Annotated in this window: 9 protein-coding genes; 5 read left to right on the top strand and 4 right to left on the bottom strand. The window is 70.2% G+C overall.

Going from position 1 to position 12,579, the window contains the following annotated elements; genetic code table 11:
* Positions 1–50: 50 nt before the first annotated feature.
* The gene (locus VJN29_RS16720; protein WP_324144766.1) at positions 51–392 is read left to right on the top strand and encodes a PASTA domain-containing protein; all 342 of its coding nucleotides are present in this window, start codon (positions 51–53) and stop codon (positions 390–392) included.
* Positions 393–807: 415 nt separating this feature from the next.
* On the opposite strand, the gene VJN29_RS16715 is transcribed toward VJN29_RS16720, so the two are convergent.
* Both VJN29_RS16715 and VJN29_RS16710 read right to left on the bottom strand, forming a co-directional pair.
* On the bottom strand, positions 808–2,196 hold the full coding sequence (locus VJN29_RS16715; RefSeq protein ID WP_414654404.1) for an aspartate aminotransferase family protein: 1,389 nt from the start codon (positions 2,194–2,196) through the stop codon (positions 808–810).
* Positions 2,197–2,211: 15 nt separating this feature from the next.
* A complete protein-coding gene (locus VJN29_RS16710; protein WP_324144765.1) occupies positions 2,212–3,723 on the bottom strand; it encodes a CoA-acylating methylmalonate-semialdehyde dehydrogenase in 1,512 nt (503 codons plus the stop codon).
* A 59-nt stretch (positions 3,724–3,782) separates the two neighbouring features.
* Between VJN29_RS16710 and VJN29_RS16705 the strand changes: the two genes are divergently transcribed.
* The 4 genes from VJN29_RS16705 (at position 3,783) to VJN29_RS16690 (ending at position 8,019) form a co-directional block, all read left to right on the top strand.
* Positions 3,783–5,132, top strand: coding sequence for a PLP-dependent aminotransferase family protein (locus VJN29_RS16705; protein WP_324144764.1), 1,350 nt, complete (start codon positions 3,783–3,785; stop codon positions 5,130–5,132).
* A gap of 119 nt (positions 5,133–5,251) precedes the next feature.
* On the top strand, positions 5,252–6,631 hold the full coding sequence (locus tag VJN29_RS16700; RefSeq protein ID WP_324144763.1) for a sensor histidine kinase: 1,380 nt from the start codon (positions 5,252–5,254) through the stop codon (positions 6,629–6,631).
* Positions 6,628–7,302, top strand: a complete 675-nt coding sequence (locus tag VJN29_RS16695; protein WP_324144762.1) for a response regulator transcription factor — start codon at positions 6,628–6,630, stop codon at positions 7,300–7,302. Before VJN29_RS16700 ends, VJN29_RS16695 begins: the two co-directional genes overlap by 4 nt.
* Before the next feature lie 156 nt (positions 7,303–7,458).
* A complete protein-coding gene (locus tag VJN29_RS16690; protein ID WP_324144761.1) occupies positions 7,459–8,019 on the top strand; it encodes an SRPBCC family protein in 561 nt (186 codons plus the stop codon).
* Here the strand turns inward: VJN29_RS16690 and VJN29_RS16685 are convergent.
* Positions 8,008–8,715 (bottom strand): HAD family hydrolase, encoded by a 708-nt coding sequence (locus VJN29_RS16685; protein ID WP_414654408.1) that lies wholly within the window; start codon positions 8,713–8,715, stop codon positions 8,008–8,010. The genes VJN29_RS16690 and VJN29_RS16685 overlap by 12 nt on opposite strands.
* Before the next feature lie 34 nt (positions 8,716–8,749).
* Positions 8,750–12,472: a methionine synthase gene (gene metH / locus VJN29_RS16680; protein ID WP_324144823.1), complete on the bottom strand. Its 3,723-nt coding sequence runs from the start codon at positions 12,470–12,472 to the stop codon at positions 8,750–8,752.
* Positions 12,473–12,579 lie beyond the last annotated feature (107 nt).

Below are 12,579 nucleotides of genomic sequence, written 5' to 3'. Positions count from 1 at the left end.
TCCTTCTCGCCGGCTGCGCCGGCTCGACGCCCAGCACTCCCGTGCAACCCGTGACGGTCACGGCGACGTCGACCGTCACGGAAACCGTCTCCGCTGCCCCAACCAAGACCTCGGTGGCGCCCGCTGCCGCAGCGGCTCCCACCTCGATCGCGCCGGCGGCCGACTCGAACATCACAGTTCCGAACGGCATCGGACTGAACTACCAGGAAGCACAGGACAGCTGGCGCGCAGCGGGCCTGCACGTTGCCCCCGCCAACGACGCGACCGGTGCCAACCGGCTGCCGGTCCTCGACTCCAACTGGGTCGTGGTTGGACAAGACCTGAAGCCGGGCTCCATGGTCGCCGCCGACTCGTTCATCACCGCAACTGTCAAGAAGTACACCGACGACTGAGCGGTCTGGTGGTCGGGTCCGACCCACATTCGTCCATACCTGCCAGTGCTGCGTCCGATGGCCCAGCACACTGGGGCTGCCGGCAGGCCGTCCGTAACTGGCTCAGGCTCAATCACGGACCCACCAGCAGATTGTTCCGCGCCCTGCCACGTCGGCCACGGACCTGTCCCGACTGGTGCTGGCGGAGAGGCGCACTCTTCGGTGCGAGTCCGGCCCAGCTCCGCCGTCACGGCGTCCACAGGACCAATCCGATCCCCGTCGACCAGACCGGCCACGGACACCGAAGGCCCCGCCGTGGACGCGCACTCGCCTCCGACTCTGCGCGAAGTGCACACTCGACTCGGGGGGCGGTAGGTGCGGCGGTGCCGCTGGGCTCGGGAGCGAGTCCAGCGGCATACGACGGCGTGGTGGTTCGTCAGGCCGTGAAGGTGTCGGCGACGTTGAGGGCCTCGTCGAGGATCGCGAGCCCCTCTTCGGCCTCCTCCGGCGTCGTCGTGCAGGGCGGGACGACGTGGGTCCTGTTGAAGTGGGTGAACGGCCAGAGCCCGCGCTCCTTGCACGCTGCGGCAAAGGCCCCCATCGGCTTGGCGGCGTCTCCGGATGCATTGAACGGGACGAGCGGTTCACGCGTACCGCGGTCCTTGACCAGCTCGACGGCCCAGAAGACGCCCAGCCCGCGGACGTCACCGACACTCGGGTGCTTCTCGGCGATCTCGCCAAGCCGTGGTCCGATGACCTCCTCGCCGAGGCGACGCGCGTTGTCGATGATGCCTTCCTCGTGGAAGGCGGAGATCGACGCCACCGCGGAGGCACAGGCGAGCGGGTGGCCGGAGTAGGTCAGGCCGCCCGGGTAGGCCCGCTCCTGGAAGGAGGCGGCCACCTCGTCCGAGATCACCACGCCGCCCAGCGGCACGTAGCCCGAGTTGACCCCCTTGGCGAACGTGATCAGGTCAGGCCGGACGCCCCAGTGGTCGACGGCGAACCACTCGCCGCAGCGCCCGAAGCCGGCCATGACCTCGTCAGCGATGAGCATGATGCCGTGCTCGTCGCACAGGGCACGCACGCCCTCGAGGTAGCCATCCGGCGGGACGAGGATGCCGTTGGTCCCCACGACCGTCTCGAGGATGATCGCGGCGACCGTGTGCGGCCCCTCCACCATGAGTGTGTCGCGCAGGTGGGCCAGAGCGCGATCGCGCTCCTGCTCGTCGTTCTCGGAGTGGAACGCCGAGCGGTACGTGTACGGGCCCCAGAAGTGGACGATCCCCGGTTGGCCCGGCTCGGACGGCCAGCGTCGCGGGTCGCCCGTCAGCGTGATCGAGCCGGCGGTGGCGCCGTGGTAGCTGCGGTAGGTCGCCAGCACCTTGTGGCGTCCGGTGTGCAGGCGAGCCATGCGGAGCGCGTTCTCGTTCGCCTCGGCGCCGCCATTGGTGAAGAAGACGCAGTCGAGCCCCTCGGGGGCGACCTCGGTGATGAGGCGGGCAGCCTCGCTGCGGGCGTCGTTGGCGAACGCGGGCTGGATCGTGGTGAGGCGGGCCGCCTGCTCCTGGATCGCTGCGACGACCTTCGGGTGCTGGTAGCCGATGTTGACGTTGACCAGCTGGGAGCTGAAGTCGAGGTACCGCCTGCCCTCGTAGTCCCAGAAGTACGAGCCCTGGGCCCGCTGGATCGGTAGCGGCTCGATGAGAGCCTGCGCGGACCAGGAGTGGAACACGTGCTGTCGGTCGAGCCGATGGACATCCTCCCGGCTCATGCCGTCCAAGCGTTCGGAGAGCGACCCCCGTGCCGTGGTGTGCGTGTCAGTCATGAATCTGCCTGTCTCTCAGCGCGTGCGGGGGAAGCCGAGGTCGACCGTTGACGTCGCGGGGTCGGGCCAGCGCTCGGTCACGACCTTGCCGCGGGTGTAGAAGTTGATGCCCTCGGGCCCGTACATGTGCGTGTCGCCGAAGAGGGAGTCCTTCCAGCCACCGAAGGAGTAGTACGCGACGGGGACGGGGATGGGCACGTTGACGCCGACCATGCCGACCTCGACCTCGTTCTTGAACCTGCGCGCGGCGCCCCCGTCGCGGGTGAAGATCGCGGTGCCGTTGGCGTACTGGTTGGCGTTGATCAGTGCCAACCCCTCGTCGAACGTCGCCACCCGCACGACCGACAGGACCGGGCCGAAGATCTCGTCGGTGTACACCGTCATCTCTGGGGTCACCTGGTCGAGCAGGGTCATGCCGAGGAAGAAGCCATCCTTCGGCACCTCCTGCTCGCGTCCGTCGACGACGACCTTTGCCCCGGCATCGGCGCCGGCGCCGATGTAGCCGGCCACCTTGTCCCGGTGCTCACGGGTGATGAGCGGGCCCATGTCGGTGCCCGGCTCACCGCCTGCGCCGACCTTGAGCGACGGCAGTCGGTCCCGGATCGCGGAGACGAGGTCGTCGGCGACCTCCCCGACCGCCACGGCGACGGACAGGGCCATGCACCGCTCGCCGGCGGCACCGTAGGCAGCCGAGACGATGGCGTCCGCCGCCATGTCGAGGTCCGCGTCGGGGAGGACGAGGGCGTGGTTCTTCGCGCCGCCGAGCGCCTGGACCCGCTTGCCGTTGCCCGTGCCGCGCTCATAGATGTACTTGGCGATCGGCGTCGACCCGACGAAGCTGACGGCCGAGATGTCCTCGTGGTCGAGCAGCGTGTCCACGGCCTCCTTGTCACCGTGGATCACGGTGAAGACGCCGTCGGGCAGGCCGGCCTCCTTCCAGAGCTCGGCGATGAACATCGAGGCGGAGGGGTCCTTCTCGCTCGGCTTCAGCACGAAGGCGTTGCCGCAGGCGATGGCGTTGGCGCACATCCAGAGCGGCACCATCGCCGGGAAGTTGAACGGCGTGATGCCGGCGACGACGCCGAGCGGCTGTCGGACGTTGTACACGTCCACGCCGGAGGAGGCCTGCTCGCTGAAGCCGCCCTTGAGCAGCTGCGGCACGCCCGTCGCGAACTCGACGTTCTCGAGCCCGCGGGCGACCTCGCCCGCAGCGTCGCCGAGGACCTTGCCGTGCTCCGAGGTGATGATGGCGGCCAGCTCGTCGGCGCGCGCGTGCAGCAGCTCACGGAAGCCGAACAGGACGGCGGCTCGCCTCGACAGCGATGCCGAGCGCCACTCCTCAGCGGCGGCCACCGCGGCCTTGACGGCAGCGTCGACCTCGGCCGCCGAGGCGAGGGCGACCTGTGCCGTCACCCGGCCCGTGGCTGGGTCATGGACCGGTGCCGTGCGACCCGAGGAGCCGGGCACCCGCGCGCCGGAGACCCAGTGGTCAATGGTGTTGGTGTTCGGTGCGGAGGTCTTCGTCATGAGTCGAGACTACGTGCCACCCTGTAGCCACACAAACGCCCTATTGCTACATTACAAACATGCGTGATGTGTTGTCGGCCGTCGAGGCGCGGCTCGACTCCCCCACCGCCAAGGGGCTGGCACAAGCGGTGTCCCGGGCCATCCGCGACGGGGTGTTGGCGCCGGGCGACCAGCTGCCCCCGATCCGGCGCGTGGCCGAGGAGCTCATGGTCTCGCCCACCACTGTCAGCTCGGCCTGGCAGCTGCTCGCCCGCTCCGGTGCGATCCGCTCGGACGGGCGCCGGGGCACCACGGTCGCCCCGGACAGGTTGGGTGGGGCGCGCTACACGACCGCGTTGCGCCACCAGTCCGGCAGCCGCCTCGACCTGTCCACCGGGGTACCCGACCCGAGGCTGCTGCCAGACCTGCGCCTCCCCCTCGGACAGGTGGGCGGGGAGGCCGCGCCGAGCAGCTACCTCGACGACCCGGTGCTGCCGGAGCTCCGCGACGCCCTGGGGGCCGACTGGCCGTGCGCGGTCGATGACCTGCTGGTCGTCGATGGCGCCATGGATGCCCTGGACCTGATCACGCGCACCCTGTTCCGGCCGGGCGACCGGGTCCTCGTCGAGAACCCCGGCTTCCCGCCCCTGCTCGACCTGCTCGAGGACCGTGGTGTCGACGTGGAGCCCGTCGCGCTGGACGACAGCGGGCCGGTCCTGGACGACGTGGCGGCAGGCCTGTCGCGCAAGCCGGTTGCCATCGTGATCCAGCCACGCGGCCAGAACCCGACCGGCGTCTCGATCACTCCCACGCGGGCCAGACGCCTCGCCTCGCTCCTCGCGGCGACGTCCGTCCTCGTCATCGAGGACGACTCGGCCGGAGACATCGCCTCCTCCCGCGACCTGAGCCTCGCTGAGTGGCTGCCCGACCAGGTGCTCCACATCCGCAGCTTCAGCAAGTCCTATGGACCCGACCTGCGGCTCGCCGCCGTGAGCGGTCCTCCGTCGGCGCTCGCCCCGATCCGGCACGCCCGCGCCCTCGGACAGGGCTGGACGAGTCGACTGCTCCAGCGCGCTCTGGTCGCCCTCCTGTCGGACCCCGGTTCGCAGAACCAGGTCAGACGAGCCAGGGGCGAGTACGCTCGCCGCCGCGGTCTCGTAGCGGACCGGCTCGCCGAGCACGAAATCTCCGTGCCGGGTACGGACGGCCTCAACATCTGGGTGCCGGTGAGGGACGAGTCGGCCGCTGTCCTGCGTCTCGCGAGCCAAGGCATTGCGGTCGCACCCGGGGGCCCTTTCGTCGTCGGCGGAGCGCTGGATGGTCCGCACATCCGGGTCACGACCGGGCTCATCGCGGACCGCCAGGTCGACGTGGCCGACGCCATCGCCGAGGCTGCCGGCGCCTCCGCGAGGTCTGTCCAGCACCGTTGAGGGGGTCCGGGGCCAGGTCAGGGCCAGGTCGGGGCCAGGTCGGGGCCAGGTCAGGGCCAGGTCAGGGCCAGGTCAGGGCTCGGTCGGAGCAAGGCGGCGTGGGCCCTACGATCGACCCCGTGGGACGCGAGCACACGCCGCTGCGCAGGATCTCTGTGCTCGCCGACGTGGCACTCGCCGTGGTGCTGGCGGCGCTCCTGCTCACCACCAGTGTTTCGGCGGTTCGGGCGTCTGACGCGACGGACGCCTGGCGCAGCATCCTCATCGTGGGTCTCGTCGTGCTGCACACCACCGTCCTGAGCCGGTCGCGGTGGCCGGTCGCGAGCTTCGGCGTCGCCTCGGCAACGATGCTCCTCTTCGCCCTCGCCCCCGATCTGGGCGGCGCGTCTGCGGCGGAGGTCGGCAGTCCGTTCTCCCCGCTGCTGCTCCCCAGCGGGCTCGTGTACTTCGTGCTGCTCTACACGGTCAGCTCGAGAACCACACCGCCCCTGCCCCATGTCGCGCTGGCGGTGGGCGCCATCGGCGGCATCATCACGGTCGCCAAGCTGTGGGACGCCGGCGAATACGTCTCGACCCCCGGCGAGGGTGCGGCGGCTTGGAGGCTGTTCATCACCGCGGCCGTGGCGGCCGGGCTGCTGGCGGCCTGGGCGCTGGGCCGCTATCGCGCCACGAGGCTGGCGTGGGTGGCGGCGCTCGAGGAACGGGCCGTGCGAGCCGAACGGGAGCGTCTGGCGATCATCGAGCAGGCCCGCAGGGACCTCGAGCACGAGGCGGAGCGGGCCGGCGCCGCGGAGCGCCGCAGGATCGCCCGTGAGATGCACGACGTCGTCGCCCACTCGCTTGCCGTCGTGGTTGGCCAGGCCGAAGGTGGCCGGATGCTCGTCGCAAGTGAGCCCTCTCGGGCGACCGAGGTGCTCTCGACGATCGCGGAGCAGGGGCGGCTGGCCCTGACCGAGATGCGCTCCCTCCTCGGCGTCCTCCGCGAGGACCATGAGGCGAGCCGCACCCCACAGCCCGGGCTCGACGAGCTCGGCCGCGTCATCGACGACGTGAGACGCACCGGCACCACGGTCGAGCTGGTGGCCACCGGAGAGCCCGTCCCGCTGTCGCCCACGGCCGACCTGACGGCTTTCCGGGTCGTCCAGGAGTCACTGACCAACATCGTCAAGCATGCGCCGCCCGGTTCGAGTGCGCGGGTTGCGTTGGACTGGAGCGCCCGCGGCCTCCGGATCCGGGTGGAGGATGACGGAGCGGACGCCCAGGCACCTGATGCCCCGGGGCCCCGCGGCCGAGGCCTGATCGGCATGCGAGAACGCCTCGCCCTCGTCGGCGGTCGTCTCGAGCGCGCCGGACCGGACCCCTCCGGGCCTGGCGGGTTCGTCGTCGAGGCGCGGATCCCCGCGCCGGATGCTGACCGACCCGGTGCCGAGCAACCCGACAACAGGCCCGGTACCGAACCACCGGACAACCAACCCGACGACGGAGGAAGCCACCAGTGAGCACGCCAGCGAGGATCCGTGTCGCCATCGCCGACGACCAGGAGCTGATGCGGTCGGCTCTTGCGATGGTGGTCCGGAGCCAGCCCGACCTCGACCTGGTCGGAGAGGTCGGGGACGGAGCAGCACTTGTCGAGCTGTGCCTCGCCCATCGGCTCGACGTCGTTCTCGTCGACGTGCGGATGCCGAGGATGGATGGCATCGAGGCGACCCGGCAGGTCGTCTCGAGAACGGACGCACCCAAGGTCATCGTGGTGACCACGTTCGACCTCGACGAGTACGCCTTCGCGGCCATTCGCGCCGGCGCGAGCGGGTTCCTGCTCAAGGACGCGCGAGCCGAGGAGATCGTCGACGCCATCCGGGTCGTGCATGCGGGACACGCCGTGGTCTCGCCTCCCACGACCCGTCGCCTCATCGCACACGTCGTGGCGGCGCCGACGACGGATGACGGCGAGGCCCAGCGGGTCCTCGAGCAGCTGACCGCCCGTGAGCAGGACGTCTTCCTCGAGGTGGCCAGCGGCGCCTCCAATGCCGAGATCGCGAAGCACCTGTTCCTGTCCGAGGCCACGGTGAAGACGCACGTGGGACACGTGCTCGGCAAGCTCGGGCTGAGAGACCGGGTCCAAGCGGTCGTCCTCGCCTACGAGTCGGGGCTCGTCCGTCCCGGAGCGTGAACCAGGGCGCGGATCCGAGCCGCGCTGGGAGCCCCCGTCCGAGCGCAGGCCGGCTCAGCGGCATACGGCCAAGAGACGAAAGAACCACCTCGAGACTGAGCGCACCACGACCTCCGGGCGATGCCCGCACACCCGGGGCAGCGCGACGCTCGGTACATGACGACGATGCACCGCCGCACCCGCTCGCCCGTGCCGCCTCCCACGATCCCGTGGACATGGGGTGACCTCGGCAGCACACCTCCTCCTCCGGACCGGCCGGGCCGCGAGGTGCTCCTCTCCAGGGCCGTCCGGGTCCGCGCCGAGCCCCCCGTCGTCTTCGGGTGGCTGGGACAGCTTCGGGTGGCTCCCTACAGCTACGACCTCATCGACAACCGCGGTCGCCGCAGTCCCCCGATGATGACCAGGACCGACCCGATCGTGACCGGCCAGACCTTCGCGGAGATCTTCACCCTGACCTCGTTCGAGCCGGATCGCAGCATCACCCTGGAGCTGACCGACCGCGCGGCGCTGGTCGCGTTCGGGCCGCTCACCATCGTGTACCGCACCCTCCCCGACGAGGCCTGCACGGTGCTGCGCTGCGACCTGCTGCTACCCCGCCCGCGCAACCGGCTGGAGCGCCTGCGCCAGCTGCTGCTCGCGTGGGGAGACCTCGTCATGATGCGACGCCAGCTGCTGAACCTGCGCCGACTCAGTGAGCGGACGGCGTCACTGGCCTGAGGCGGCTCGGACGGAGCCGGCGCCCGCGGCCACGGCCAGCAGGTCCTGGGCCCCAACGCCCTCGAGCGTGGACACGTGCACCGCCCCGGCGATGGGCGGCACCGGCACGATGTGCGGGATCGCGATGGTTGGCACGCCTGCCGCGGTTGCGGAGCGGACGCCGGTCGGTGAGTCCTCCAGGGCCACGCACGCCGCCGGGTCGGCCCCGATCAGCCGCGCCGCGAGCAGGTACGGCTCGGGATGCGGCTTGCCCCGGGTCACTTCGTCCCCGGTCACGAGGTGGGCGAACGAGCCCGGCGGCAGGCTCTCGACGATGGTGCCGGCCAGGTTGCGCCAGGACATCGTGACGAGGACGTTGGGGACGCCCGACTCGTTCAGCTCCTCGAGCAGCTCGCGGGCGCCGGGCCGCCACGGGGCGCTCACTCGAACCTGCTCGATGACCCGCTGCAGCAGGGCGTCGATGACCTGCGGAACCGTGAGCGGGATCCCGGTGTGGTCGATGATGACCTGCGCGGAGACCTCGAGGGCGTTGCCCACGAGCTCGTGGGCCAGCGCGTCGCTCCACTCGCGACCGTGCGCTGCCACGAGCTCATGCTCCGCCACGATCCAGTACGGCTCGGTGTCGACGAGCGTGCCGTCCATGTCCCAGAGCACGCCTGCCGGCAGACCGTCTCCCGGCAGACCGTCTTCCGGCACACCGTCTCCCGGCTGGAGGAGCGTTGTCGCCACGTCAGTCCTCGGGGTCGTAGGCGAGGTTCGCGGACAGCCACCGCTCTGCCTCACCGAGCTTCCAGCCCTTGCGCTCGGCGTAGTCCGCCACCTGGTCGCGCCCCAGCCTGCCGACGACGAAGTACTGCGACTCGGGGTGCGAGAAGTACCAGCCGGAGACGGACGCGCCCGGCCACATGGCCATCCCCTCGGTCAGCTGGATGCCGGTGTACGCCTCGACGTCGAGCAGCTCCCACAGCGTCGCCTTCTCCGTGTGCTCGGGGCACGCCGGGTAGCCGGGTGCGGGCCGGATCCCGTCGTACTGCTCCTTGATGAGTGCGTCGTTGTCGAGGTGCTCGTCCGGCGCGTAACCCCACAGCTCCTTGCGGACCCGCTCGTGCATCCGCTCGGCGAACGCCTCCGCGAGCCGGTCGGCCACCGACTCGAGCAGGATCGCGTTGTAGTCGTCGAGGTCCTTGCGGAAGGCCGCCACCCGCTCCTGCGCGCCCAGGCCGGCCGTGACCGCGAAGGCGCCGATGTAGTCACGCAGGCCGCTGGTCCGCGGGGCGACGAAGTCGGAGAGGCTGCGGTTGGGGATCCCCGGGCGGTGCTCGCCCTGCTGGCGCAGCTGGTGCAGGACGGCGACCGGCGTCTCGCGGTGCTCGTCGAGGTAGACCTCGATGTCGTCACCGACGGAGTTGGCCGGGAACAGGCCCACGACGGCGCTGGCGGTGAGCCAGCCCTCGGTGACGACCCGGTCGAGCATGGCCTGGGCGTCGTCGTACAGCTTGCGGGCCGCCTGCCCGCTGGCCGGGTTGTTGAGAATGTCCGGGAAGGAGCCCTTGAGCTCCCATGCGTTGAAGAAGGGCTGCCAGTCGATGTAGCGCCGCAGCTCCTCGATGGGGTGGTGGCGATAGACGCGGACGTGCTGCGTCTTGCCCTGGTGCCAGACGACGGGAGACACGTCCTTCTCCTGCTGCAGCAGCAGGTGGGGGCGCGGTGGGTGGTATCCCTCCCAGGAGATGGGCGTCGCGTTGGCCCGCGCCTGCTCCAGCGTGAGCAGCGGACGGTCGTGCTTGGCGGCGTGCCGCGCGCGGAGGGCGTCGTAGTCGCTCTTGACGTCCAGCATGAGCCGCGCCCGCTGGTTCGCGTTGAGCAGGGCCGCGGCGGTCGGCACGGACCGCGACGCGTCCTTGACCCAGACCACGGGGCCGTCGTACTTCGGGTCGACCTTGACGGCCGTGTGCGCCCGCGAGGTTGTCGCGCCGCCGATGAGGAGCGGGATCTCGAAGCCCTGGCGCTGCAGCTCCGCGGCGAAGCCGACCATCTCGTCGAGCGAGGGGGTGATCAGGCCGGACAGCCCGATGAGGTCGGCCTCGTGCTCCTTCGCGGCCTCGATGATCTTCTGGGCCGGCACCATGACGCCGAGGTCGATGACCTCGTAGTTGTTGCACTGGAGGACGACGCCGACGATGTTCTTGCCGATGTCGTGGACGTCTCCCTTGACCGTGGCCATGACGATGGTGCCGTTGGTGTCCTTCTGCCGGGCGAGCTCGGGGTTCTTCGCCTTCTCCTCCTCGATGAACGGGATGAGGTAGGCGACCGCCTTCTTCATGACGCGGGCGCTCTTGACCACCTGGGGCAGGAACATCTTTCCCGCACCGAAGAGGTCGCCGACGACGTTCATCCCGTCCATGAGCGGGCCCTCGATGACCTCGATGGGCCGGCCGCCGGACGCGGTGATCTCGGCGCGGAGGATCTCGGTGTCCTCCTCGATGTGCCCGTCGATGCCCTTGACGAGCGAGTGGGTGATCCGGTCGCGGACCGGGAGCGATCGCCACTCCTCCTCGCCCACGGCGTCAACGCCGGCCGCGCGGTTGTACCGCTCGGCGATCTCGAGGAGCCGTTCTGCGGCGTCCGGTCGTCGGTTGAGGACGACGTCCTCGATGCGGTCTCGCAGCTCCTCGTCGATCTCGTCGTAGACCGCAAGGGCCCCGGCGTTGACGATGCCCATGTCGAGGCCGGCCGCGATGGCGTGGTAGAGGAAGACGGCGTGGATCGCCTCACGGACCGGGTTGTTGCCCCGGAACGAGAAGGACACGTTGGAGATCCCACCCGAGACCTTTGCCCCTGGAAGGTTCTGCTTGATCCAGCGCGTCGCCTCGATGAAGTCCCGACCGTAGGAGGCGTGCTCCTCGATGCCGGTGGCGACGGCGAACACGTTGGGGTCGAAGATGATGTCCTCCGCGGGGAACCCGACCTCCTCGGTGAGGATGCGGTAGGCCCGCGCGCAGATCCGGGTGCGGCGCTCCAGGTTGTCGGCCTGGCCGTCCTCGTCGAACGCCATCACGACGGCGGCTGCGCCGTACCTGCGCACCATCCGGGCGTGCTCGACGAAGGCCTCCTCGCCCTCCTTGAGTGAGATGGAGTTGACGATTCCCTTGCCCTGGACGCACTTGAGGCCGGCCTCGATGACCTCCCACTTCGAGGAGTCGATCATGACCGGCACACGGCTGATCTCGGGCTCACTCGCCACGAGCCGGAGGAACCGGTCCATCGCGGCGACCCCGTCGATCATCCCTTCGTCCATGTTGACGTCGATCACCTGGGCGCCGTTCTCGACCTGCTGTGCCGCGACGGAGAGCGCGGTGTCGTAGTCGCCGTCCTTGATCAGCGTGCGGAAGCGGGCCGATCCAGTGATGTTGGTCCGCTCACCGACGTTGACGAAGAGGCTCTCCTCGGTGATGGCGAACGGCTCGAGCCCGGACAGCCGCAGGGCTGGTGTGATCGGTGCGACCTCACGCCGCGGCTTGCCGTCGACAGCGGCGGCGATCGCGGCGATGTGCTCGGCGGTGGTGCCACAGCAGCCGCCGACGAGGTTGACCAGCCCCGAGGAAGCGAACTCGCCGACGATGGCGGCCGTCTCCTCGGGCACCTCGTCGTACTCACCGAAGGCGTTGGGCAGCCCGGCGTTCGGGTAGCACGAGACGAAACAGTCGGCGACGCGCGCCATCTCACTGATGTAGGGCCGCAGCTCCTTGGCCCCGAGCGCGCAGTTGAGACCGACCGCGAGCGGACGGACGTGCCGGACGGAGTTCCAGAAGGCCTCCGTCACCTGCCCGGACAGGGTGCGTCCGGAGGCGTCCGTGATGGTGCCGGAGACGATGACCGGCCACCGACGGCCGAACTCCTCGAAGATCCTCTCGACGGCGAAGATCGCGGCCTTGGCGTTGAGCGTGTCGAAGATCGTCTCGATGACCAGCAGGTCGGCTCCGCCCTCGACGAGGCCGCGCGCCGCGTCCGCATAGGCCGCGACGAGCTGGTCGAAGGTGACGTTTCGCGCGCCGGGGTCGTTGACGTCCGGGGAGATCGACGCCGTGCGCGTGGTGGGCCCCATGGCACCGGCCACCCAGCGCGGGCGGTCGGGCGTCCGCGCGGTCATCGCGTCGGCCTCGCGGCGGGCCAGCCTCGCGGCCTCGAGGTTCAGCTCGTGGGCGAGCTCGCTCATCCGGTAGTCGCCGAGGGAGACGGCGTTGGAGTTGAACGTGTTGGTCTCGATGATGTCGGCGCCGGCGTCGAGGTAGCCCCGGTGGATCCGGGCGACGAGATCGGGCTGGGTCAGCGTGAGCAGGTCGTTGTTGCCCTGAAGGTCGGTGGGCCAGTCGGCGAAGCGCTCGCCGCGGTAGCCCGCCTCGTCGGGTCGTTCCTGCTGGATCGCCGTGCCCATGGCGCCGTCGAGGACCATGATCCGCTCGCGCAGGGTCGCGGCGAGGGCCTCGGTGGCGTCAGGACGGAGCTCGGTGTCGGTCACGGCTCTTCTCTCGTGGATGGCAGGATCCCCAATTCTAGGGA

The organism is Intrasporangium sp. (assembly GCF_035280925.1).
GTDB lineage: Bacteria > Actinomycetota > Actinomycetes > Actinomycetales > Dermatophilaceae > Intrasporangium.
Note: the sequence above shows the minus strand (reverse complement) of the source record. Positions and strands in the feature narration are given on the sequence as shown.